Annotated in this window: 23 protein-coding genes; 14 read left to right on the forward strand and 9 right to left on the reverse strand. The window is 67.9% G+C overall.

What is annotated here, in order from left to right; genetic code table 11:
- Nucleotides 1-26 precede the first annotated feature (26 nt).
- A complete protein-coding gene (locus tag HII28_RS12175; RefSeq protein ID WP_170025629.1) occupies nucleotides 27-1412 on the reverse strand; it encodes a glycine--tRNA ligase in 1386 nt (461 codons plus the stop codon).
- Nucleotides 1413-1582: 170 nt separating this feature from the next.
- On the opposite strand from HII28_RS12175, the gene HII28_RS12180 reads away from it, so the two are divergent.
- The gene (locus HII28_RS12180) at nucleotides 1583-2524 is read left to right on the forward strand and encodes a TIGR01777 family oxidoreductase (protein ID WP_170025630.1); all 942 of its coding nucleotides are present in this window, start codon (nucleotides 1583-1585) and stop codon (nucleotides 2522-2524) included.
- Nucleotides 2511-3068: a YdeI/OmpD-associated family protein gene (locus HII28_RS12185; protein WP_170025631.1), complete on the forward strand. Its 558-nt coding sequence runs from the start codon at nucleotides 2511-2513 to the stop codon at nucleotides 3066-3068. The genes HII28_RS12180 and HII28_RS12185 overlap by 14 nt, the downstream gene beginning before the upstream one ends.
- A gap of 27 nt (nucleotides 3069-3095) precedes the next feature.
- On the opposite strand, the gene HII28_RS12190 is transcribed toward HII28_RS12185, so the two are convergent.
- Nucleotides 3096-3875: an HNH endonuclease family protein gene (locus HII28_RS12190; protein WP_170025632.1), complete on the reverse strand. Its 780-nt coding sequence runs from the start codon at nucleotides 3873-3875 to the stop codon at nucleotides 3096-3098.
- 227 nt (nucleotides 3876-4102) lie between these two features.
- Nucleotides 4103-4804 carry a hypothetical protein gene (locus HII28_RS12195; protein ID WP_170025633.1) on the reverse strand — a complete coding sequence of 234 codons (702 nt, stop codon included), beginning with the start codon at nucleotides 4802-4804 and terminating at the stop codon, nucleotides 4103-4105.
- A gap of 130 nt (nucleotides 4805-4934) precedes the next feature.
- Here HII28_RS12195 and HII28_RS12200 point away from each other — a divergent pair, with 130 nt between their 5' ends.
- From HII28_RS12200 to HII28_RS12215, 4 genes are all read left to right on the forward strand, one after another.
- On the forward strand, nucleotides 4935-5564 hold the full coding sequence (locus HII28_RS12200; protein WP_170025634.1) for a DUF2127 domain-containing protein: 630 nt from the start codon (nucleotides 4935-4937) through the stop codon (nucleotides 5562-5564).
- A gap of 10 nt (nucleotides 5565-5574) precedes the next feature.
- Nucleotides 5575-7077 (forward strand): glycerol kinase GlpK, encoded by a 1503-nt coding sequence (gene glpK / locus HII28_RS12205; RefSeq protein WP_170025635.1) that lies wholly within the window; start codon nucleotides 5575-5577, stop codon nucleotides 7075-7077.
- A gap of 103 nt (nucleotides 7078-7180) precedes the next feature.
- Nucleotides 7181-7867: an endonuclease/exonuclease/phosphatase family protein gene (locus HII28_RS12210; RefSeq protein ID WP_170026119.1), complete on the forward strand. Its 687-nt coding sequence runs from the start codon at nucleotides 7181-7183 to the stop codon at nucleotides 7865-7867.
- 29 nt (nucleotides 7868-7896) lie between these two features.
- On the forward strand, nucleotides 7897-9171 hold the full coding sequence (locus HII28_RS12215) for an aminotransferase class I/II-fold pyridoxal phosphate-dependent enzyme (protein WP_346769288.1): 1275 nt from the start codon (nucleotides 7897-7899) through the stop codon (nucleotides 9169-9171).
- A gap of 57 nt (nucleotides 9172-9228) precedes the next feature.
- Here the strand turns inward: HII28_RS12215 and HII28_RS12220 are convergent, their stop codons facing one another.
- A complete protein-coding gene (locus HII28_RS12220; RefSeq protein ID WP_170025636.1) occupies nucleotides 9229-10719 on the reverse strand; it encodes an MDR family MFS transporter in 1491 nt (496 codons plus the stop codon).
- Between the two features lie 67 nt (nucleotides 10720-10786).
- On the opposite strand from HII28_RS12220, the gene HII28_RS12225 reads away from it, so the two are divergent.
- From HII28_RS12225 to HII28_RS12235, 3 genes are all read left to right on the forward strand, one after another.
- Entirely contained in the window at nucleotides 10787-11416 is a 630-nt protein-coding gene (locus tag HII28_RS12225) for a TetR/AcrR family transcriptional regulator (protein ID WP_170025637.1), read from the forward strand.
- 97 nt (nucleotides 11417-11513) lie between these two features.
- Nucleotides 11514-12908, forward strand: coding sequence for an MFS transporter (locus HII28_RS12230; protein ID WP_346769289.1), 1395 nt, complete (start codon nucleotides 11514-11516; stop codon nucleotides 12906-12908).
- A gap of 146 nt (nucleotides 12909-13054) precedes the next feature.
- Nucleotides 13055-13858, forward strand: coding sequence for an ATP-binding cassette domain-containing protein (locus HII28_RS12235; RefSeq protein WP_170025638.1), 804 nt, complete (start codon nucleotides 13055-13057; stop codon nucleotides 13856-13858).
- Between the two features lie 70 nt (nucleotides 13859-13928).
- Here HII28_RS12235 and HII28_RS12240 read toward each other — a convergent pair whose 3' ends face one another.
- Nucleotides 13929-14486 (reverse strand): universal stress protein, encoded by a 558-nt coding sequence (locus HII28_RS12240; RefSeq protein WP_170025639.1) that lies wholly within the window; start codon nucleotides 14484-14486, stop codon nucleotides 13929-13931.
- 8 nt (nucleotides 14487-14494) lie between these two features.
- Nucleotides 14495-15496 (reverse strand): transcriptional regulator, encoded by a 1002-nt coding sequence (locus tag HII28_RS12245; protein WP_170025640.1) that lies wholly within the window; start codon nucleotides 15494-15496, stop codon nucleotides 14495-14497.
- Nucleotides 15497-15609: 113 nt separating this feature from the next.
- On the opposite strand from HII28_RS12245, the gene HII28_RS12250 reads away from it, so the two are divergent.
- From HII28_RS12250 to HII28_RS12265, 4 genes are all read left to right on the forward strand, one after another.
- On the forward strand, nucleotides 15610-15981 hold the full coding sequence (locus tag HII28_RS12250) for a VOC family protein (protein WP_170025641.1): 372 nt from the start codon (nucleotides 15610-15612) through the stop codon (nucleotides 15979-15981).
- 40 nt (nucleotides 15982-16021) lie between these two features.
- Nucleotides 16022-17089 carry a 3-oxoacyl-[acyl-carrier-protein] synthase III C-terminal domain-containing protein gene (locus HII28_RS12255; RefSeq protein ID WP_170025642.1) on the forward strand — a complete coding sequence of 356 codons (1068 nt, stop codon included), beginning with the start codon at nucleotides 16022-16024 and terminating at the stop codon, nucleotides 17087-17089.
- 100 nt (nucleotides 17090-17189) lie between these two features.
- The gene (locus HII28_RS12260) at nucleotides 17190-17723 is read left to right on the forward strand and encodes an isoprenylcysteine carboxyl methyltransferase family protein (protein WP_170025643.1); all 534 of its coding nucleotides are present in this window, start codon (nucleotides 17190-17192) and stop codon (nucleotides 17721-17723) included.
- On the forward strand, nucleotides 17720-18784 hold the full coding sequence (locus tag HII28_RS12265; protein ID WP_170025644.1) for an NAD(P)/FAD-dependent oxidoreductase: 1065 nt from the start codon (nucleotides 17720-17722) through the stop codon (nucleotides 18782-18784). Before HII28_RS12260 ends, HII28_RS12265 begins: the two co-directional genes overlap by 4 nt.
- A gap of 102 nt (nucleotides 18785-18886) precedes the next feature.
- On the opposite strand, the gene HII28_RS12270 is transcribed toward HII28_RS12265, so the two are convergent.
- Nucleotides 18887-19561 (reverse strand): HAD hydrolase-like protein, encoded by a 675-nt coding sequence (locus tag HII28_RS12270; RefSeq protein ID WP_170025645.1) that lies wholly within the window; start codon nucleotides 19559-19561, stop codon nucleotides 18887-18889.
- 291 nt (nucleotides 19562-19852) lie between these two features.
- Here HII28_RS12270 and HII28_RS12275 point away from each other — a divergent pair, with 291 nt between their 5' ends.
- Nucleotides 19853-20191 carry an Lsr2 family protein gene (locus HII28_RS12275; protein ID WP_170026122.1) on the forward strand — a complete coding sequence of 113 codons (339 nt, stop codon included), beginning with the start codon at nucleotides 19853-19855 and terminating at the stop codon, nucleotides 20189-20191.
- Nucleotides 20192-20389: 198 nt separating this feature from the next.
- Here HII28_RS12275 and nucS read toward each other — a convergent pair whose 3' ends face one another.
- Both nucS and HII28_RS12285 read right to left on the reverse strand, forming a co-directional pair.
- A complete protein-coding gene (gene nucS, locus HII28_RS12280) occupies nucleotides 20390-21085 on the reverse strand; it encodes an endonuclease NucS (RefSeq protein WP_170025646.1) in 696 nt (231 codons plus the stop codon).
- 85 nt (nucleotides 21086-21170) lie between these two features.
- Nucleotides 21171-22487: an MFS transporter gene (locus tag HII28_RS12285; RefSeq protein ID WP_170025647.1), complete on the reverse strand. Its 1317-nt coding sequence runs from the start codon at nucleotides 22485-22487 to the stop codon at nucleotides 21171-21173.
- Nucleotides 22488-22506: the final 19 nt, after the last annotated feature.

The following is a 22506-nucleotide window of genomic DNA, read 5'->3' on the forward strand; positions in this document are numbered from 1 at the left end:
GAGCTGAGCGCATCCGCGCCGGTGGCTCAACGCTCCTTCAGGCGCTCCGTGAGGTACGCGTCGAGCCCCTCGAGCGGGATGCGCTCCTGGCTCATTGTGTCGCGATCGCGCACGGTCACGGCGTTGTCGTCGAGCGAGTCGAAGTCCACCGTGACGCAGAACGGCGTACCGATCTCGTCCTGGCGGCGGTAACGACGGCCGATTGCGCCCGAGTCGTCGAAGTCGACGTTGCGGTGCTTGCGCAGGTCGTCGGCGAGTGAACGCGCCAGAGGCGAGAGCCGCTCGTTGCGCGACAGCGGCAGCACGGCCACCTTGACCGGGGACAGCCGCGGGTCGAGCTTCAGCACGGTGCGGGTGTCGGTGCCGCCCTTCGCGTTCGGCACTTCTTCCTGGTGGTACGCGTCGACGAGGAACGCCATCATCGAGCGGGTCAGGCCGAACGACGGCTCGATGACGTAGGGCAGGTAGCGCTCGTTGGTGGCCTGATCGAAGAACGCCAGGCTCTGGCCGGAGGCATCCGTGTGGTTCTTGAGGTCGAAGTCGGTGCGGTTCGCAACGCCCATGAGCTCGCCCCAGCCCTTGCCGCTGAAACCGAACTCGTACTCGATGTCGATGGTGCCGTCCGAGTAGTGCGCGCGCTCCGACTCGGGTACATCGAACTTGCGCATGTGCGACGGGTCGATGCCCAGGTCGACGAACCAGTTCCACGAGGCTTCCACCCAGTGGTCGAACCACTCGCGCGCGTCCGCGGGCGGTACGAAGAACTCGATCTCCATCTGCTCGAACTCGCGCGTGCGGAAGATGAAGTTGCCCGGCGTGATCTCGTTGCGGAACGCCTTGCCGACCTGGCCGATGCCGAAGGGCGGCTTCCTGCGCGCGGCCTGCACGACGTTGGCGAAGTTCACGAAGATGCCCTGTGCGGTCTCCGGTCGCAGATAGTTCAGGCCGGAGTCGTCCTTCACCGGGCCGAGGAACGTCTCGAGCATCATGTTGAAGTCGCGCGGCGGTGTCCACTGCCCGCGGGTGCCGCAGTTCGGGCAGACGATGTCGCCCATGCCGTTCTCCGGCGCGCGACCCTTCTTCTCCTCGAACGCCTCGATGAGGTGGTCCTCGCGGAAGCGCTTGTGGCAGTGAAGGCACTCGACGAGCGGGTCGGTGAAGACGCCGACGTGGCCGGATGCCACCCATACCTGCTTCGGCAGGATGACTGCGGAGTCCAGACCCACCATGTCGGCGCGTCCGCGCACGAACGTCTGCCACCACTGGCGGCGGATGTTCTCCTTCAGCTCCGTGCCCAGGGGGCCGTAGTCCCACGCGGAGCGCGATCCGCCGTAGATCTCGCCCGACTGGAAGACGAACCCGCGGTGGCGGGCGAGGGCGATGACGGCATCGAGCGCAGTCTGGTCGGGCATGGGTGCATCCCCTTTCGAGGAACTGGTGGATGGGAGCACGTGACTGTCTAGTTTAGTGATCCTCAGATGAGGGCTTTCCCCGTCGTCCCGCGTGCGAAACCGCACTGTGAAGGGAAGCGGATGTGCGCATCCGGTTCATCTTCACGGCCGACGGCGGCAGAGTGGACCACATGGCGGAGAAGACGAGCGCTCGCGGATCCCGGCGCATCGTGATCGCGGGAGCATCGGGCATGATCGGGACCGCGCTGACGGCGCGGCTGAAGGCGTCGGGCGACGAGGTCGTCTCGCTCGTGCGCAGGCCGGAGCGTGCCCAGGGGGAGGTGCGTTGGGATCCAGCTGCCGGCGCCCTCGATCCGGCGGTGCTGAGCGGAGCGGATGCCGTCGTCAGCCTCTCCGGGGCCCCCACCGCCCGGCTGCCGTGGACGCGCGCATATAAAGAGGTCGTGATGCAGTCGCGGCTCGCCGTGACGCGAACCATCGTGGATGCCATCCACGCCGCGCAGCGGCCGCCTGCAGTCTTCGTGAGCGGATCGGCCGTCGGCTACTACGGTGACCGCGGCAACGAAGACCTCGCCGAGTCGTCGCCGAGGGGGACCGGCTTCCTGTCCGCGGTCGTCAAGGCGTGGGAGGAGGAGGCCGCACGGGCCTCCGATGCCACACGCGTGGCGTTCGTGCGCACGGGTCTCGTCGTCGGACCGGGCGGCGCCATGAATCCGCTGGGTTTCCTGGCGAAGGCCGGACTGGCCGGGCCGATCGGATCCGGCCGCCAATGGTGGCCGTGGATCAGCCTCCGCGACGAGGCGGCGGCGATCGACCACGTCATCGGGTCGCGGCTCGCCGGCCCGGTCGCCTTCGCCGGGCCGACTCCGGCGACCGAGGCGGAGTTCATGCGCACCCTCGCACGTCTCGTGCACCGGCCGTACGGGATGCCGGCGCCGGCCTTCGCGCTGCGACTCGCGCTGCGGGACGCGGCCGACGAGCTGCTGCTCGGAAGCCAGCGGATGCTGCCCGCCGCGTTGCTGCAGGACGGCTTCGAGTTCCGAGACCCGACCATCGAGTCGGCCCTCGTCGAGTACCTGCGTGCGGAAGGACACCGAGATGCCCAGCGATGATGCGGAACAGGTTCACTGCGAGGATCCGGCAGCCTGGCGCGCCTGGCTGCTGCGCAACCACGACTCGTCCTCGGGCGTCTGGCTGGTGTCGTGGCGACGTCCGACGGGGCGCCCTGCCATGACCTATGACGAGTCGGTCACCGAGGCTGTGGCCGTCGGATGGGTGGACAGCCAGGCGAAGACGATCGACGAGGAGCGCTCCGCGCTCTGGTTCGGTCCGCGCCGACCGGGGTCGCCGTGGGCAGGGACGAACAAGGTCCGCGTGACGCGGCTGGAGTCGGACGGCAGGATGACGGATGCCGGCCGGCGAGTCATCGAGATCGCCAAGGCGGACGGCAGCTGGACTCTGCTCGACGACGCCGAAGCGCTGGTTGTGCCGGATGACCTCGCGGTGGCGCTAGCGGATGCAGGCGCGACGGACGCATGGTTCGCGCAGACTCAGAGCGTGCAGAAGGCCTCGCTGACGAAGCTCGCGCTCGCCAAGCGGGCGCAGACGCGCGCTAAGTACGTCGGGCAGATCGCCGAAGGACTCGAGGCGCGCTGAGTGCCGGCGCCCCACGATCGCTGACGTTCAGCCGAGTCCGACGGTCGGCGCGAGGGCGGAGACCCAGGCTTGCTGGGAGGGGCATCCGCCGAGGATCCGTTCCAGCGCATCGTGCTCGGCCTGCGTCACCCACAGGTGATAAGCGGCCTTCACGGACACCTGCTTGGCGGCGTACGTGCACCAGTACGAGCGGTTCGGCGGGAGCCAGGTGGCGGCATCCCCATCGCCCTTGGCGCTGTTCGTCGGTCCGTCGACAGCCAGGAGTTCGAGCGGATCGTTGGCCATGGTCTCGCGCTGCTGCTGCGTGAGCTGCTGTGCGCCGGTCTCCCAGGCATCCGACAGCGGCACGACGTGGTCGATCTGCACGAGCAGCGATGTCTGCACCCCGCGCTGGAAGTCGATGGTCTTGCCGGTGTACGGGTCGTTCAGCACACCCGTCTCGACGGTGCACGACCCCTTCTTCACGACCTGCAGGAGGTCGCGCGACAACACATCATCGCGGGTGTCGCAGTGGTTGCCGTCGATGTCCTTCCACGCCTCGCCGAAATCGCCGACGCGATCGTATCCGGTGTGCGGTGCACGTCCCTTGACCGGGATGGTGTCCAGCGCGGCCAGAGCTGTGCCCGACGCAGCAGGTGCGGCTGTCGAGATCGTGGCCGATGGGTTGGAGCCGTCCGAGGAGCCCTCCGACAGAGCGGATGCCACGCTCGAGCACGCCGCCAGCGACAGGGCCGCCGCGGTGACGACGATCAGCGCAAGGGTGCCACGAGCGGTGCGAAGAGCGCGGCGAGCAGGAGCAGGGGGCATGCGGATCTTCCTGGCCGTGGCGCCGTCGGGCCGACGCTCTTGACGAGGGTAGCGGCATCCGCAGACACGAGGACGAAGGCAGTCCGGACAGCGCACGGCGCCGGCGGGGCCATCGCCATCCGCCGAACGCCGGCGTCTCGCCCGGTGGCGGGGAGACGCCGCGCCGACCGGAAAAACGTGCTGAGAGACTACGCCGCTGCGGCCGTCGGGTAAAGAAGGATGCTCGACTATTCGGTGTGCGCTGCCCCCGCCGCGGTGCGGGCCGGCCGGCGTTCTGGACTGAGCAGCGCCTGCGGCATGACACTACGCGGCCACTTCCAGATGAGCGTGAACCCGAGCGTGATGACGGCACCCACCGTCGCGGCGATGATGTCTCCCATGGTGTCCGTGTTGCCGTTCTGCGCGTGCGTGCCGAACAGGTGATCGCTCGTGAACTCGCAGATCTCCCAGGCGGCGGCGAACGCCATCGGCGTGAGGATTCCGATCGTCAGCGAGAACCACCGCGGCAGCACGATGTCCACGTGTTCCTCGACGCGGCGCACCGCGAGCCATCCGGCCCAGGCGAGCATGATGCCGGAGTCGAAGTGCACGAGCTTGTCCCAGTGCGGAATGTATCCGTAGACCCCGAGCGCGCTCCCCGCGAACGGGCCGGCAGTCATGAAGATCAGGAAATGAAGCTGCAGAGCACGCGGCACGACCGTGCGGAACACGATCTGAGCTATAGCCGGCACCCAGAGCGCCGGAACCAACAGGACCGCGACGATCATGTCGGTCCGCAGGCCGAGCAGCGAGAACACGACGGTCAGCACGATGAACCCGATCTGGAACGGCAGAGCCAGGAGAGCGGATGCCCAGGCCGCGCGCAGCACTTCGGCCGGGCGTCCGGTCCGACGGGGTCTTTCGGGTGCGGCGGCCTCCGAATTCTCCATGGTGCCACTCTGCGCTCCCGGCACCCGGAAGGTGTCCAGGCGCGACGGCTTCACCGGTGAGTGATAGGTCGAATGCGCGCTGCAGGTCATCTCAGCGTGCTCTGAGTACCTGCCATCGAGACTCGGATCCATGAAGGACCCCGGACCCGGCGACAACCCGGCCGGTAACGCTGCGGCGCGAGGCTCTCGTAGCGGCGACCATGGGCCGCGCGATCTCCGGCGCGGTCGGCTGCTCGATCTCGCCTTCCTGATCGGTGTCGCCTTGAAGGCCGTCGACGGTCTGTTCGAAGTGGTGTTCGGCATCCTGCTGCTCGTGCTCGGTCCCGCCCAGCTGATGCATCTGGCGCAGCTGCTGACGGCCGAGGAGCTGCAGGAGGATCCGGACGACTTCGTCGCCCACCTTCTGCTGCGGGCGGCATCGACCCTCACGCCGTCCGGGGCACGGATCGCGGCCGCCTACCTGCTGCTGCACGGCGTCGTGAAACTGGTGATCGTGGTGGCCGTCATCCGCGGATCGGCGAAGGTGTACCCGTGGGTGCTGGTCGCACTCGGCGTGTTCCTGGTGTGGCAGGTGGCCGAGCTGGTCCTCCATCCGACGGTCGGAATCGTCGTGCTGACGGTGCTCGACGCTGCGATCATCGCGCTGACGTGGCGCGAGTGGCGGGAGCACCGCAGCTTCGCATCCGCGTTCCGTTCCGTTTTTCCTCCGCGCAGAAGACCGGCCGCGATGCTCTCGGCCGACGGCGGAGACACGCCCTAGCCTGACGAGCATGTCGACCCATATCCTCGCCATCGACCAGGGGACCACCAGCACCCGTGCGATCGTCTTCGACCACACCGGCAGCGTCGTCTCCGTCGGCCAGTTGGAGCACAAGCAGATCTTCCCCAAGGCCGGCTGGGTCGAGCACGACCCGATGGAGATCTGGCGCAACGTGCGAGAGGTCATCGGCATCGCGCTCGCCAAGGCGAACCTGACCAGACACGATCTCGCGGGCGTCGGCATCACGAACCAGCGCGAGACGACCGTGGTCTGGGACAAGGCCACAGGCAAGCCGGTCTACAACGCGATCGTCTGGCAGGACACCCGCACGCAACCGATCGTGGACCGACTGGCCGTCGACGGAGGTCTGGATCGCTTCTCCCACGACGTGGGGCTTCCGCTGGCGACGTACTTCGCCGGCACCAAGATCGCCTGGATCCTGGAGAACGTCGACGGCGCGCGCGAGCGTGCAGAGCGCGGCGAGCTGCTCTTCGGCACCACCGACACCTGGGTGCTCTGGAACCTCACGGGCGGTAAGCACGGTGGCGTGCACGCCACGGATGTGACCAACGCGTCCCGCACCCTGTTCATGGATCTGACGACGCTGGACTGGCGGGACGACATCCTGGATGTCTTCGGGGTGCCGCGGTCGATGCTGCCGCAGATCCGTTCGTCCAGCGAGGTGTACGGCGAGGCGGAGACCCACAGCCTGCTTCGGGAGGCGCCGATCGCGGGCATCCTGGGCGACCAGCAGGCGGCGACCTTCGGTCAGGCCGCCTTCGGCGCCGGCGAGTCGAAGAACACGTACGGCACCGGAAACTTCCTCATCGTGGGCACCGGTGAGGAGATCGTGCACAGCAGCAACGGCCTCATCACCACGCTCGCGTACCGGCTCGGCGACGAGGCGCCGCGGTATGCGCTGGAAGGATCCATCGCCGTCACCGGCTCGCTCGTGCAGTGGCTGCGCGACAACCTGGGCATCATCTCCGACGCGAAGCAGGTGGAGAAGCTCGCGGCCTCTGTCGATGACAACGGCGGGGCCTACATCGTTCCGGCGTTCTCCGGCCTGTTCGCACCCTATTGGCGACCGGATGCCCGCGGCGCGATCGTAGGTCTCACCCGTTTCGTGAACAAGGCGCACCTCGCCCGTGCGGCACTGGAATCGACCGCCTACCAGACCCGCGACGTGCTCGAAGCCGTCGAACAGGACACCGGGAAGGCCATCACGGAGCTCAAGGTGGACGGCGGGATGACGGCGAACGAGCTGCTCATGCAGTTCCAGGCCGACCTGCTCGGCATCCCCGTCGTGCGTCCCACCGTCGCGGAGACGACGGCACTCGGCGCCGCCTACGCCGCCGGCCTCGCACTGGGGTTCTGGCGCGATCGCGACGAGCTCCGTGCGAACTGGCAGGAGGGCAAGCGGTGGGAGCCGGCATCGGATCGAAAGCCCGTGGAGCAGCTGTACAAGACCTGGAAGAAGGCCGTGACGAAAACGTTCGATTGGGCCCAGTAGCGGGGGCGAAGCATCCGGTGGTCGGCCTGCGTTCACACGTCGCACACACCGCGCAGGTATCATCGCTCCACCCGACCGCACCGATGAAGAAGTGATCGTCCTGATACGCGTACTGAGTTACAACCTCCGCAAGAACCGAGCGACAGGCGAGCTCATCGACCTCGCCACGGCCACCTCGGCCGACGTGATGTGCCTGCAGGAAGCCGACACCACGGTGCTGCCTGAGGAGGTCGGAACGCTCCGGCTCGCCGATTCCACCAAGCGCAACCGCCTCGGCCTCGCCGTTTACTACCGCGCCGACCGGTTCCACCTGCGAGAGACCGACACGTTCGAGCTGAAGAAGTCGCTGCACGACCGCGTGCTGGCTCCTGCTCACGAGCGGCTCGTCGGGACGCTGCTCCAGGATGCCGCGACCGGCCACGAGGTCGTCGTCGCGTCGTTCCACGCTGCACCGCTCACCGCGCTCAACTCGTTGCGCCGCACGCAGATCCATGCCGCGCACGCCGAGCTGTTGCGGCTGGGACGCGGAGCGCCCACGCTCATGATCGGCGACTACAACTATCCGTTCTTCACCCAGTCGCTGGGTGAGAAGGTCAAGGCGGCCGGGTACGACATGTCGCTCAGCGACCGCAAGACGTACACGCGCTACAAGTTCTTCAAGGGACACTTCGACTTCGTCACCTCGGCCGGGCTCGACGTGCGCACCGTCGAGACGCTGCCAAGGGGAGACTCCGACCACTTTCCGATCGTGGTCTCCGCCGACTACGGCAGCCTCGCGAAGGCGAGCTAGCGGCATACGAGGCTGACTACGATCGAAGGGTGGCCGCCCTCACCGAATTGTCATCAGCAGAGCTCCGCGAACTGCACGCGCAGCTGACCGCCGACTACGCCGCGCTCGTCGAACGCGGACTGTCCCTCGACATCACGCGCGGCAAGCCGTCAGCCGAGCAACTCGACCTGTCGAACGCCCTGCTGACGCTGCCCGGCGAGGGGAACTACCGCGACGCTGCGGGAACGGATCTCCGCAACTACGGCAACCCGCAGGGCCTCCCCGGTCTGCGCGCCATCTTCAGCGACGTGCTGCGAGTGCCGGTTCCTCAACTCCTCGCCCTCGGCAGCTCGAGCCTCACGATCATGCACGACGTGGTCGTGCACGCTTTGCTGCACGGGCTCCCAGAGAGCGAGCGCCCGTGGTCCCGCGAGGAGACCGTGTCGTTCATCTGTCCTGTTCCCGGGTACGACCGCCACTTCGCGATCACGGAGCACCTCGGCATTCGCATGATCCCGGTTGCGATGACGGATGCCGGACCCGACGTCGCACAGGTCGAACGTCTTCTCGCCGAGGACCCGACGATCCGCGGCATGTGGTGCGTCCCGGTGCATTCCAACCCCACGGGTGCCGTCTACACCGAAGAGGTCGCGCGCGCTCTGGTTTCGCTGCCCGCGGCATCCGACTTCCGCATCTTCTGGGACAACGCCTACGCCGTGCACCACCTCACGGACGACGTGCCAGAGCCCATCGACATCCTGTCGCTGGCGGCAGAGGCCGGTAACCCGGACCGCGTGTTCGTGTTCGCTTCCACCTCCAAGGTGACGTACGCGGGCGCAGGCGTTGCGTTCTTCGGGTCGTCGCCGGAGAACGTGTCGTGGTACCTCAGTCACGCGGCCGTGCAGTCGATCGGACCGGACAAGCTGAACCAACTGCGCCACGTGCAGTTCCTGAAGGACGAGGCAGGCGTCAAGGCGCACATGCTTCGCCATCGCGCACTGATCGAGCCGAAGTTCACGGCCGTGAGCGAGGTCTTCGAGCGGCGGCTCTCACCTTATGGGGCCGGCTCCTGGACCACTCCGACCGGTGGCTACTTCGTGAGCCTCGACGTGCACGACGGATGCGCAGAGCGAGCCGTCGCACTCGCCGCTCAGGCGGGCATCGCGGTGACTCCTGCAGGGTCGACGTATCCGTACCACCGCGATCCGAGGGACGCGAACATCCGGATCGCTCCGACCATGCCGTCGCTCGCGGAGCTGGTGGATGCGCTCGAGGGCATGTGCACCGCCATCCTGCTCGCGGAGGTCGAGCAGCTGCTCGGCTGACGCCTCTCCCGCGGTGCACGTTCACCCCGCGGTGCGGGCTCAGCCAGCGGTGCAGACTCAGCCCGCTGGTTCGGTCGCGAGCTTCGACGGACCGGTCTCAGACGCGACGACCGCGAGCGGCTCCGCCGTGCGCTGCCGTCCGGGAAGCGTGAACGAGAGCACCGAGGCCACGGCGGTGAAGCCGATGGACCACCAGAACGCCTGGTCGTAGGCGGTCGCGACGCCGTTCGTGCCCTGCGACGCGTGCGCGACGAGCGCCGACTGGAGGATGACGGCGAGCACGGCCGTGCCGAACGATCCGCCGAGCTGCTGTGCCGTTCGCGTGATGATGCTCGAGTGCGGGATGTCCGCCTTGTCGAGCCCGACGAATGAGGCGACCATCAGCGGCATCACGACGGCGCCGAGTCCGAATCCGCGCACGAAGAGCATCGCCATCAGGTACCACTCGTTCGTCGTGGCCGTGCTGAAAGCGAACGGGATCGTGGCCAGGCCGACGATCGCGAAGCCGACGACGCCCACCCAGCGCGCGCCGATGGCATCCGTCAGTCGTCCCGCGAGGGATCTGCTGGCCAGCGTGCCGACGCCCTGCGGGATGAGGAACAGCCCTGCCGCGAGCACGTCTGCGCCGCGCAACTGCTGCAGATAGAGAGGGAGCAGCAACATGATGCCGTAGGCGGCAAGCCCGGAGAGGAACAACAGGCTCGAAGCGGACCACACCGACCTCTTGCGGAAGAGACGGATGTCCACCAGCGCCTTGTCTCCCCGCGCGAGTGCGTAGACGACGAACGCGACGAGGAGTGCGCCGCCGATCGCGAGCGGCAGCCAGGCATCCGTGGCGGCGAAGCCGTCGGATCCGGCGGAGTTGCTGAGCCCGAGCAGCAGGGCGACGAGTGATGGAAGAAGCAGGATCATGCCGACCACGTCGAGGCGTGCACGCGAGGTGCGCGCGGCGTCGCGGGGGAGCATCCGCCAGGCGAGGAAGAGGCCGACGACGCAGAACGGAACGTTGACCCAGAAGATCCACTGCCAAGGGAGCCAGTTGAGGATGATCCCACCGACCGCAGGTCCGAGGATCGGGCCGAGCATGGCGGGCAGTCCGACCGTTGCGGCGAGGCGTCCGAGGTTCTTGCCGCCGGCGGCCTGCATCACGATGGTCTGGAGCAGCGGCAGCATGAGCCCGCCGCCGACGCCCTGAACGACGCGGAAGGCGATGAGGCTCGGCGCGTCCCAGGCCAGGCTGCAGAGGATGGAGCCGACGAGGAAGAGGGTGAGCGCGAGCATCCACGCGCGTTTGCCGCCGAGAAGCCGCTGCACCCAGGCGCTCAGCGGAACCGTCGCGGCTAGGGCGAGCACGTAGCCGGTGGTCACCCATTGGATCGTCGAGACCGGCACCTTGAGGTCGATCGAGAGCGTGTGCAGTGCGACGCTCATGATGGTGGTGTCGAAGACGACCGCGAGCACGCCGACGACGAGAGCGGTCGTGGTCCGCTTCAGTTCTCGATCGGCGCCAGGTGCCGGTGCCGGATCCGAGTGGGTTGCCGTGCTCATCACTCCTCCATTTAGATACACGACTGTATCTAAAGCCCAGAGTAGATCATCGCGATAAGATACACAAGTGGATCTTGAATCGGATGCCTCACCCACCCGCCGGCGCGGCGCGGAGCTCGAGGACGCCCTGCTCGAGGCCGCGTGGGAGGAACTGACCGAGAAGGGCTACAACGGGCTGACCTTCGACGCCGTCGCCGAGCGGGCCCGCACGAGTCGTCCTGTGCTCTACCGCCGCTGGCCGGATCGCGCGTCGCTGGTGCTCGCCGCGATCGGGCGGCACTACGACAACGACCCCGTCGAGATTCCCGACACCGGAACGCTGCGCGACGACCTGAAAGAGCTGATCCGCATCGCCAGCGGGCGGCGCATCGAGATGGTCGTCATGCTCAGCGCGCAGCTGAGCGGGCTGTTCAGCGAATCCGGGATGTCGTTGGGCGACCTTCGCGAGCGCCTGCTCGGCGGCCAGCGCACGGTCTGGAGCTCGATCATCCTCGCGCGCGCTCAGGAACGCGGCGAGATCGATCTGGATGTCGTTCCCGAGCGGGTGCAGAACCTCCCGTTCGATCTGTTCCGGCACGAACTCTTGATGACGCACACGCCGGTGACGGAGGAATTCGTCAGCTCCACCGTTGACGGGATCTTCCTGCCCCTCGTGGACCACTACATGCAGAAGGCGTCGAATTCGAAGAGCGGCTGAAGAACTCGCCTTGACGCGCGTTCCTCCCGAGCCAGACGTCCCGATCGGGCCCTGACGTGATGTCTAGCTCCAGCGCGCCTTCCGGCAGACTGTCTGAGTGCCCCGCTCCGCCACGCTGAACCGACCGCTCGCCCTGCTCGCTGCGGTCGGCCTGTCGATGGAGAACCTCGACGGCACGATCATCCAGACCGCGGCACCCGCGATGGCGCACGACTTCGGTGTGCGAGCTGTCGACCTGAATATAGCCATGACGGCATATCTCCTCACGGTCGCCGTCTGCGTCCCCGTGAGCGGATGGCTCGCCGACCGTTTCGGAGAGCGGCGCATCTTCGCGACGGCGCTGGCCGTGTTCACCATCGCGTCAGCCCTGTGCGCCTTCGCGCCCAGCTTGCCGCTGCTCACTGCTGCGCGCGTGCTGCAGGGTATCGGCGGCGCGATGATGGTCCCGGTCGGCCGGCTGGCCGTGCTGCGCGGCCTCGACCGACGGGACCTCCTGGATGCCATTGCCTACCTCACGTGGCCGGGTTTGCTGGCGCCGGTGGTAGCGCCCGCACTCGGCGGCATCCTTACGGACACCGTCGGGTGGCCATGGATCTTCCTCATCAACATCCCGTTCGGCATCGGTGCGTTCGTCGTCGCGCTGAGGATCGTGCCCAACACGCCGAGCCAGGAGGCCCGGCGGCTCGACTGGGCCGGATTCGGGCTCACCGGCGTCGCGCTCGCGGCGCTCGTACTCGGCATGGAGCAGATCGGATCCGCGCCGACGAACTGGGGATGGGCCATCTCCTACCTGGTCGTAGCAGCGGGGGCCGGCGTTGCCGGGGTGGTCTGGATGCGGAGGGCGCGGCATCCGCTGTTGAACTTCGCCGCTCTGCGAATCGATACATTCCGGGTGGGGAATGTGGGTGGCGGCGTGTACCGCCTGATCATCAGCGCCGCCCCGTTCCTCTTCACGCTGCTGTTCCAGGTGGGCTTCGGATGGAACGCGGCCCAGGCCGGCCTGCTCGTCGGCGCCGTGTTCGTGGGCAACATCGCGATCAAGCCACTGACCACACCGCTCATCCGCCGGTTCGGATTCAAGAACGTGATCGTCGGCAGCAATCTGCTGGGCGCGCTGGTCTACGTGGCGTGCGTCTTCATCGACCCCACCACCCCTCTGTGGCTGATCGCCGTGCTGCTGTTCCTGAGCGGGGTGTTCCGCTCCATCGGGTTCAGCGGATACAACTCCCTGCAGTTCGCCGACGTGCCGAGCGAGCTGATGACCTCGGCGAACACGCTGGCCTCGACCATGCAGCAGGTCGCTGTCGGTATCGGTATCGCTGTCGCCGCCCTCATCGTGCGACTCACGACCGCCGCCGCGTCCACGCTCGGCCCATCGGATGCCTGGCTCGGCTACCGCTGGGCGCTCGCGGTCGTCGCTGTGCTGCTCGTCTTCCCCATCGTGGAGGCCGCCCTGCTGCCGCGCCACGCGGGCTCCGCCGCCCGGCGGTGACGACCCGGGCGGTGAACCGGCGTCGACACGCGCAGCGTGGATCCCGCGACCGTACTCAGGACATCCGCAGAGATGTCCACCCAGAGTCGGTTCGTCGGCACATGTCCTGAATTGGGCCGTGGCCGGGGTGCGACCAGAATGGATCGGTGTCCGAACGAATCCTCACCGTGTCCGATGTCGCCTTCGTCCGACAGGGCCGGGCGATCCTCTCCGACATCTCACTGACGGTCGACCGCGGTGAACACTGGGCTCTGATCGGAGCGAACGGCGCTGGAAAGTCGACGCTGCTCAGCCTGCTCGGCGCGGTGCAGCATCCAACGCGCGGCAGCGTCGATGTGCTCGGCAAGCGACTCGGCAAGGTCGACCTGCGTGAGCTGCGCTCGATCATCGGCCATGTGAACCCGAGGCACCAGGTGCGTTCACCGCTCACCGTGCGCGAGGTCGTCGCTACCGGGGCGACAGGCACGCAGGAGCTCATGATGCGGTGGGAGCCGACGAGCCACGAGCGCATCCGCATCGACGGACTGATCGCGCTCATGGGCATGACGGCCAGACGGGATGCCCGCTGGCCGAACCTGTCCCAGGGCGAGCGCGGACGCACCTTGATCGCCCGCGCTCTGATGCCGGATCCGCACCTGCTGTTGCTCGATGAGCCCACGACGGGTCTCGACATCGCCGCACGCGAGCACCTGCTCGACCGGGTGGACGAGCTGCGGGAGCGGCATCCTGATCTGGCCAGCGTTCTCGTCACTCATCACCTCGAGGAGCTGCCGGCCTCGACGACGCACGCCATGCTGCTGCGCGACGGCCGAGTGCTGGCGCAGGGCGAGGCGGATGCTGTGCTCACAGGGTCCCTGGTCAGCGAGGCCCTCGACTACCCACTGACCATCACGCGGGTTGAGGGTCGCTGGAGCGTGCGCACGGACAAGACCGTCGCGCGAACCCGCTGAGCGTCGCTGCACTCACTCGGGGATCTCGTGCCTTCGACCGTTGCGTGAGTCTTCGGCCGGCGCCTCGGCGTCAGAACGCGTCGTCGCCGCGACGCGCGGGGTCCGCTCCCTCGATCGTGTGCGCGACCGGAATGACGATCACGGGACGCGCCTGGTTGTGGGCGAGTGCGACCGCGATGGATCCGGCGAGGAACTCCTCGAGACTCGCCCGGAAACCGGGTTTGCGAGTGCCTACCGCGATGGCGCGCGCGTCCAGCTCGTCGGCGAGCCTGGCCAGTTCGATCGCAGGATCGCCTGCGCGTGCGACGTACCGCACCGACGCGTCTGGAACCCCGGGGGCCTTCGCGAGCAGGGCGCTGATGCGCCCCGCCAGCTCAGGATCGAACCGTTCCTCCTGCGGGTCGGTGGCGTCCGGATCCAGCGGCATCGAGAGCACCGACCCGTCAGGCAACGTGCTTATCGAGTAGCGCAGCGGCTCGACGGTGACGAAGACCAGAGCCGCGCCGAGCTGGCGTGCGAGCGACGCCGACTCGGTGATGACGACGTCGGGGACATCGGCCACGACGCCGACGACCACGGGTTGGGCGGATGCCGCGCCGCCACTCTGCGAACCTGCTGCCTCGCTCATGGTTCGCACTATACCGACGCACCGTCGGCGAGTCCCTGTGCTTCCTCGGCGGCGCGCGCCGCGGTCGCCGGTCGCCGCGCGGCCCTGGCGATCTCGGCCAGCAGGTGACCGTCGGCACGGAGCTCGTAACCGACGTCGCCGGGAATCCACGCGAGAGCGGAGACGACGTGCGCGACCGTCTCGCCGGTGAGTGGCCAGACGCAGCGATCGTCGCCGTCCGCGACCATCCCGGCGTCCCATCCGCCCATCCGCGAACGCATCTCGGGGAGCGGAACCTGCAGCACGACGTCGACCCGAAGCGGCGCGCGCAGCGAGCGGATGCTGCTGCGCACGTATCCCACCGCGTCGCCTCCCGGAACCTCTCGCGGCTGGAATCGAACCCGCGTTCCGAACACGTCGGCGACGCGGTCGATGCGGAACGTTCGCCACCCTTCCCGGTCGCGGTCCCAGGCGACGAGGAACCAGCTGCGACCCTGCGACACCAACGCGTGCGGCTCCACGCTGCGTTGCGATTCGGTGCCGTCTGCGCTGCGGTAGCGGAACCGGATCCGCTCCTGGTCGCGGCACGCCAGCGCGAGCGCCCCTATCAGCTCGGCGCCGACGGGCACGCCGCCCGACGGCGAGGTGTGCAGGGCGGCGGCCAGGGCATCCGTTCTGGCGCGCAGCGCTGGTGGAAGGAGTTGCTCGAACTTGGCGAGAGCGCTCAGCGTCGTTTGCTCGCCGTCGACGAGCCCCTGAGCGACGGCGGAGCGCAGACCCACCGCCACCGTTACCGCCTCCTCTTCGGTGAGCAGCAGTGGCGGGAGGTGCGCTCCGGCCTCGAGCCGATAGCCACCGGCCGACCCGCGCACGGCGTCGATGCGGTAGCCGAGCTCGCGGAGTCGCTCGACGTCGCGGCGCAGAGTGCGCTCGGTGATCTCGAGGCGCTCCGCGAGCTCGGGGCCCGGCCACTGGCGATGGGTCTGCAGCAGGGAGAGCAGTTCGAGGACGCGGGATGCTGTGGCTGCCATGCATCCATTCTCTTGTCCATCAGGACAGAATCTGACCTGATGGCTCCGTAACGTTCTTCACATCAGCACGGCGGACCGAACGGCGGCCGCCGATGACGCGAAAGGGATCCGCCATGGACTTCAAGATCGAACTCGTCTTCGTGCCCGTCTCCGACGTCGACCGTGCCAAGCACTTCTACGCCGACCAGCTCGGCTGGCACGTGGACTTCGACTCAACGGTGAACGAGGAGATCCGGTTCGTCCAGATCACCCCGCAGGGCTCGGCGTGCTCCATCGCGTTCGGCCGCGGCCTGATCGACATGCCCGTCGGCAGCCAGCACAGCGTGCAGCTCGTGGTCGACGACGCGGATGCCGCGCGCCGGCACCTGCTCGACGGAGGCGTCGACGCCAGTGAGGTGGACGACCAGCCGTGGGGCCGCTTCGTCACCTTCTCCGACCCGGACGGCAACAGCTGGACGCTCCAGCAGCTTCCGAAGCGCGGCTGATGCCCAGCGGGGCGCAGGGGCGCGGTGATACCGTCCACCTGTGTCCCGTATCGTGGCGGCCGCGCCGGCCGTCCCCGCGTTCCGCTACTCGCAGGCGGAGATAACGACAGCGCTCGAACCGCTGCTGACCCACGATCCGGCTCGGGCCGCCTTGTTGCGGCGCATCCACGCGTCGGCCGGAGTGCAGACGCGCAACCTGGTGATGGAGCTCGATCGGTACGCGACCCTCGATTCGTTCCACGAGGCGAACGATTTGTTCATCGCCGCCGGAGCCGATCTTGCGGAGAAGGCGACCAGGGATGCGCTGGATGCCGCGGGCATCGGTGCGAACGAAGTGGACTTCGTGCTCTTCACGTCCGTGACCGGCGTCGCCGCGCCGTCGATCGATGCGCAGCTCGTGACACGCCTTGGCATGCGTCCCGACGTGAAGCGGCTGCCGTCGTTCGGGCTCGGATGCGTCGCGGGCGCCTCGGGACTGGCGAGGGTGCACGACTACCTGGTCGGGCATCCGAACGACATCGCCGTGCTCGTCTCCGTCGAACTGTGCTCGCTGACGGTGCAGCGCGGGGACGACTCGATGGCCAACATCGTGGCCAGCGGCCTGTTCGGCGACGGGGCCGCTGCGGTCGTGGTGGCGGGGGATGCCGTGGCTCGCGAACGCGGGCTGACCGGTCCGGACGTGCTCGACACCCGCAGCAGCCTGTACCCGCAGACCGAAGACGTCATCGGCTGGGACATCGGCGGCAGCGGATTCCGCATCGTGCTCAGTGCCGGCGTTCCCGACGTGATCGGACGCCATTTCGCCGGAGACGTGCACGCGCTGCTCGGCGCCAACGGACTCACCGTCGCCGACGTCGGCACGTGGCTCGCGCATCCCGGCGGCCCCAAGGTCCTGGAGGCGTTCGCGCAGGCGCTCGGGATCGAGGATGCCGCGCTCGAGCCGAGCTGGCGCGCGCTCGCGGCGGCGGGCAACCAGTCGTCGGCCGCGGTGCTGGGCGTTCTCGCGGAGGCACTGCGCACTCCGGTGCCACGGGATGTCGGGCTGTTGTTCGCCTTGGGTCCTGGCGTCACCGCGGAGCTCGTGCTGCTGCGCTGGGCCGCCGCGTGATGCTGCGGGTCCGGGGACGGGTGCGAATCAGGGGTCGAGGCCGCGTGGACGGACCGGAATCCCGCTTGATCATGCTCAGTCGCCCGACGGGAGTCGTCCGATGATCTGGTACGTCGCACTGGTGCTCCTCGTGGGCGTCGACCGCATCGTCGAAGTCGTGCTCTCAGCGCGCCACGCTCGATGGTCGTTCGCGCAAGGAGGCAGGGAGTACGGCCGCGCACAGTTCGTTCCGATGGTCGTGCTGCACGTCGGACTGCTGATCGGATGCGTCGCAGAGGCATGGTTCGCGCAGCGTCCGTTCCTCCCGTGGCTGGGCTGGCCGATGTTCGCCCTCGTCGTGCTCGCGCTGGTGCTCCGGTGGTGGTGCATCGGCGTGCTCGGAAGGCAATGGAACACCCGCGTCATCGTCGTGCCCGGGCTGACGGCCGTGCGGCGCGGACCGTATCGATGGTTGCGGCATCCGAACTACCTCGCAGTCGTGATCGAGGGATTCGCCCTCCCGCTCGTGCACACGGCCTGGATCACCGCTGTCGCCTTCACCGTGCTGAACGCCGTGTTCCTCTACGCATTCCGCATCCCGACGGAGAACAGGGCGCTCGCCGAGCTGTCCGAGCCGGTGCACGCGCGGAGATGACCACGGACACCCAGCTCGCCATCGTCGGCGGTGGACCGATCGGACTGGTCACGGCCCTGCTCGCTGCGAATGCCGGGCTCGAGCCGGTGATCATCGAGCCGCGCGCGACGCCGATCGACAAGGCGTGCGGCGAGGGTCTGATGCCAGGGGCGTGGCGGATGCTCCACGAACTGGGCCTGGACCCGTCTGGCGCCGAACTCCACGGGATCGCGTACGTGCAGGGGCGGAGCCGGGCCGAGCACCGGTTCCGCGATGGATGCGGTCGCGGCGTCGAGCGTACGGTGCTGCACGCGACGATCGCGGCGCGCGTTGCCGAGCGGGGCATCCCAGTGGTGGAAGGCCGCATCGATCGCCTCGACCAGAACGACGCGGGCGTGACGATCGGCGGGCCGGGTCTCGATCTGCTCGGTGCGCGGTATGTGATCGGCGCAGACGGGTTGCACTCGCGCGTGCGGGAACTCGCGGGGTTGGCAGGGCGCACGCAGCGCGCATCCAGGAGACGGTTCGGCCTGCGCAGGCACTACGCGATCGCGCCGTGGAGCGATCTCGTCGAAGTGCGCTGGACGCCCAAGGCCGAGCTGTATGTCACGCCGCTGGGTCCCGAGCGGGTCGGCGTCGCGGTTCTCGCTCGACGCGGCGTCGACTTCGACCGGGCGGTGGGCGACGACCGCGAACTGGCGGAGCTTCTGAGAGCGGATGCCGCCGGCGGCTCCCGAGCGCGGCTCGGCAACGTGCGCGGCGCGGGTCCGCTGCTGCAGCGCACCTCGGCGCGGACCGCCGGCCGCGTGCTGCTCGTCGGCGACGCCTCCGGCTACGTCGATGCGCTGACCGGCGAGGGGCTCCGCGTGGGGATCGCCCAGGCCCGCGCCGCGATCGCGGCGATCTCCGCGGGCGATCCGTCCCGTTACGAACGGGACTGGATGCGGATCACGCGCGACTTCCGTCGTCTCACGACCGGACTCGTCGTCGCGGCCGGTTCACCGCTCAGGGGAACGATCGTCCCCATGGCTGTCCTCGTCCCCCCGCTGTACGGCGGGATCGTGGAACGCCTGGCACGCTGACCGCCATCGAAGCGGCCAGGCGAATTCACCGAACTCGCGCGATCGTCTTCACTGGGACTGCGACCGCGGCTGCGCCGAATGGCGCAGTCACGCGGAAAACGTTCAGCCGATCAGCAGGTTGCGGAGCTGATCCACCGAGTGCACGACAGCCATCGCGCCGACGGCTTCGACCGGGGATCCGTATCCCCACTCGACGACGATCGACGGAACGTCGTTGGCTTCGGCACCGAGCACGTCGTGTCCGCGGTCGCCGATCATCACGAGGTGCGAGGTGTCGACACCGCGTTCGGCGAGCTGCTCGCTCACCCAGCGGATGACATCAGCCTTGGTCGTGTTGTGGCCGGATTCCGGTGAACCGCCGACCACGTCGAAGTACGGCAGCAAACCGAAGTGCTCGAGGATGCGCGTGGCACGCTTCGTCGGCTTGCTCGTCGCAAGCGCGATCGGGATGCCCGCCTCCCGCAGGGAGTGCAGCAGGCCCAGCATTCCAGGGAACACGGCGTTGCCGTGCAGGTCGGTGAAGTCGGCGCGCGAACGGTAGGCGGCGACAGCGGCCTCCACCTCGCCATCCGTCAGGCCGAAGGATGCGAGCGTCTCGTGCAGCGGAGGACCGACGTGCACGGTGAGGGAGTCGGGGTCGGAGACGGGATGGCCCACCTCCTCCAGCGCAGCAGCCAGCGATTCGGTGATGCCGGGGGCGGAGTCGGTCAGGGTGCCGTCGAGATCGAACAGCACGGCGGACCAAGTACGGGTGGTCTGGGGGGACTGTTCGCTCATGATCGAAGTCGGGATAGTCATGGCCGGGCCATGCTACGACTTTTTGCCGAGCGCCGCCTCCACGTGGTCGCCGGCCACGACCTGACCCCGGGATCGAGGATTGAACTCCATGGCGGCGAAGTCTGCCGTGGCGATGAGTGAAAGAGCCAAGTGAGCCGGATGATCGGCTTAGTCCAGCGTGAATGGCGAGCCGTTTCACTGCGACAATTGCCGGACTGCAAAGAAAGCGTCGGCGGTTCGGGTATTCGTATCCACATTTCGTCGACGCGGTGTTTTCCGTATGGTTATCTCATGGCTAAGAAAACCACAGTGGTTCTCGTCGACGATATCGACGGCGATGAAATCGAGAACGGAAAGGGCGAAACCGTCTATTTCGCTCTCGACGGCGTCTCCTATGAGATCGACCTGACCACCACGAATGCAAGCCGATTGCGGGACGCGTTGCAGGAATTCGTGGAAGCCGGACGCCGCACAGCACGCGGCACGCGCTCGGTGGCCACCGGCCGCACCTCCCGCTCGAAGGAAGACCTCGGTGCCGTCCGCGAGTGGCTGCGGGCACACGGACACACCGTCTCCGACCGCGGCCGTATTCCGGCGGCACTTCTGGACGAGTACCACGCCAACGCCTGAATACGATCGAGTCGCCTTCGACAGGACTCGAAACGGCAGTTCGACGGAGCAGTTCCGAAGGATATCCGCGCCACAAGCGTGCGCCGCGCGGCCCGGTCCTTCGGGACTGCTGTCGGCTTTAGAGAAGGATACCCGACTATTGCGGAGGCCACTTCAGAACGCTCGGCGCGCGTCAGAGCCGTATGCCGGAGTCGCGTGTCAGAACAAACGACTCAACGAGTCATCGATTCCGCGCATTTCGTCGTAGTCGAGCACCACACAGCGGATACCGCGATCCTCGGCCAGGGTGCGTGCCTGCGGTTTGATCTCCTGTGCTGCGAAAACGCCGGCGACCGGCGCGAGCAGCGGATCCCTGTTCATCAGCTCCAAGTAGCGCGTGAGCTGTTCGACGCCGTCGATGTCGCCCCTTCGCTTGAGCTCGACGGCGACCGAGTGGCCGTCGGCATCTCGGGCGAGGATGTCCACCGGCCCGATCGCCGTCATGTACTCGCGTCGCACGAGGGTGTGTCCGTCGCCGAGGAGATGTATCTGCTCGGCGAGGAGCTTCTGCAGGTGGGCCTCGACACCATCCTTCTGCAGTCCGGGATCGATGCCGAGCTCATGGCTCGAGTCGTGCAGCAGCTCGTGCACGCTGACGATCAGGCGATCGGAGGTCTTGGAGTTGGTGACGGTCCAGATTTCAGTGGCGCCGGCATCGGCTTGGTCGGAGTCGGGGTCCGAGACCGTGAGGGTGCAGGGCGGGCTCATCCAGTTCAGCGGCTTGTAGGAGCCTCCGTCGGAGTGCACGAGCACGCTGCCGTCCGATTTCAGCACCAGCAGTCTGGTGGCGAGCGGGAGGTGGGCGCTCAGGCGTCCCGCGTAGTCGACGGAACAGCGGGCAACAACCAGACGCACCTGTTGAGGCTAACGGATGCGCGCACGTCGTTCGCGCGCTGCCACCGGTATCCCCGGCACGGCGCGACGAGCGCTGCGTGTGCAGCTAGGCCGCGTTCCGCTGCGGGTCGGGCTGCGGCATCCGCTCTCCCACGTGGTGTTCGCGATGCCGCAGTGCTGGGGCGCAGACGAACGCGGCGACGAGAAGGATGAGCACGACGTAAAGAGCGTTGAGGATGCCGAACTGCTGACCGAGGAAACCGATGACCGGCGGCCCGGCGAGGAACGCGAGGTAGCCGATCATGGCGACGGCGGAGACGCGAGCCGTGGCGTTCTGCTCGTCATCTGCTGCCGCCGACATGCCGAGCGGGAAGCCGAGCGACGCGCCGAGACCCCAGAGCACGACGCCCGTGATGTATGCCGCCGGATGCGGCAGCAGGATGAACGCCAGGAGCCCGATCACGCCGAGTCCCGCTGTGAGACGGATCGACCACACTCGTCCGATGCGATCGACGGCCGGACCGCCGATGACGCGCCCGAGGGTCATCGCTGCGACGAACACGTCGAGTACGAGCGCACCGCCGGCATTCGTGAGGCCGTGGCCGTCGACCGATGCCAGGGCGATCCAGTCGTTGGCGGATCCCTCCGCGAACGCCATGCCGAGCATGACGACGCCGATCAGCACGAGGCGCCAGTCCGCCCAGACCGTGATCTGCGACTTGATCGTCTCGCCGAACGAGCGGCGGCGCGGAGCGACGGCCATCGCCGGGTCGTCGAAGGAGTCGAGGCCGCCCGCGGCCTCCTTGTCCAGCACGTCCTGGGTGTTCGGCACGTAGCGGACCGCATACGCCGCAGCAGCGATCGTGATCACGGCCATCACGGTGAAGTGCCAGAAGATGGAGATTCCGAGCGCCGCGCAGGCGGCGCCGATGCCGGCACCGACCACCGTTCCGATGCTGAAGCAGGCATGCATGAGCGGCATGATCGTGCGGCCGATCCGCTTCTCGACCGCGGCGGCCGAGACGTTCATCATCACGTCGATCGCACCGTTGCCGAGTCCGAGCAGCGCGAGTCCGACGACAACGATCGGGAACGACACGAGGACGGTGGCGCCGAACCCGACGACGGCCAGTCCGAGTGCAGCGGTGACGGCCACGATCGCGATGCCCCGCTTCGTGCCGACCCGTGCCTGCAGCGGCGGAGCCACCACGAGACCGACGATCGCTCCGATCGAGACGCCGAGCAGGATGAGCCCCACCACGTCGGTCGGCAGCTTCAGCGAGTCGCGCACGCCGGGAACGCGGGAGACCCAGCTGGAGAGGAACAGTCCGCTGACGATGAAGATGGCGAAGAGCGCGTTGCGCCAACGACGCAACTCGGGTGCGACGCGGGCGCGGGGAGCGGTGGTGTCGGTACGTGCCATGGGGAATCGATCGTGACGG

The sequence above is a fragment of the Planctomonas sp. JC2975 genome, from assembly GCF_012985205.1.
Taxonomy (GTDB): domain Bacteria; phylum Actinomycetota; class Actinomycetes; order Actinomycetales; family Microbacteriaceae; genus Humibacter.

Coding starts and splice junctions, on each gene's coding strand:
- HII28_RS12175 (WP_170025629.1), bottom strand. CDS start 1,412: ATGCCCGACCAGACTGCGCTCGATGCCGTCATCGCCCTCGCCCGCCAC.
- HII28_RS12180 (WP_170025630.1), top strand. CDS start 1,583: ATGGCGGAGAAGACGAGCGCTCGCGGATCCCGGCGCATCGTGATCGCG.
- HII28_RS12185 (WP_170025631.1), top strand. CDS start 2,511: ATGCCCAGCGATGATGCGGAACAGGTTCACTGCGAGGATCCGGCAGCC.
- HII28_RS12190 (WP_170025632.1), bottom strand. CDS start 3,875: ATGCCCCCTGCTCCTGCTCGCCGCGCTCTTCGCACCGCTCGTGGCACC.
- HII28_RS12195 (WP_170025633.1), bottom strand. CDS start 4,804: ATGGAGAATTCGGAGGCCGCCGCACCCGAAAGACCCCGTCGGACCGGA.
- HII28_RS12200 (WP_170025634.1), top strand. CDS start 4,935: ATGAAGGACCCCGGACCCGGCGACAACCCGGCCGGTAACGCTGCGGCG.
- glpK (WP_170025635.1), top strand. CDS start 5,575: ATGTCGACCCATATCCTCGCCATCGACCAGGGGACCACCAGCACCCGT.
- HII28_RS12220 (WP_170025636.1), bottom strand. CDS start 10,719: ATGAGCACGGCAACCCACTCGGATCCGGCACCGGCACCTGGCGCCGAT.
- HII28_RS12240 (WP_170025639.1), bottom strand. CDS start 14,486: ATGAGCGAGGCAGCAGGTTCGCAGAGTGGCGGCGCGGCATCCGCCCAA.
- HII28_RS12245 (WP_170025640.1), bottom strand. CDS start 15,496: ATGGCAGCCACAGCATCCCGCGTCCTCGAACTGCTCTCCCTGCTGCAG.
- HII28_RS12250 (WP_170025641.1), top strand. CDS start 15,610: ATGGACTTCAAGATCGAACTCGTCTTCGTGCCCGTCTCCGACGTCGAC.
- HII28_RS12260 (WP_170025643.1), top strand. CDS start 17,190: ATGATCTGGTACGTCGCACTGGTGCTCCTCGTGGGCGTCGACCGCATC.
- HII28_RS12265 (WP_170025644.1), top strand. CDS start 17,720: ATGACCACGGACACCCAGCTCGCCATCGTCGGCGGTGGACCGATCGGA.
- HII28_RS12270 (WP_170025645.1), bottom strand. CDS start 19,561: ATGAGCGAACAGTCCCCCCAGACCACCCGTACTTGGTCCGCCGTGCTG.
- HII28_RS12275 (WP_170026122.1), top strand. CDS start 19,853: ATGGCTAAGAAAACCACAGTGGTTCTCGTCGACGATATCGACGGCGAT.
- HII28_RS12285 (WP_170025647.1), bottom strand. CDS start 22,487: ATGGCACGTACCGACACCACCGCTCCCCGCGCCCGCGTCGCACCCGAG.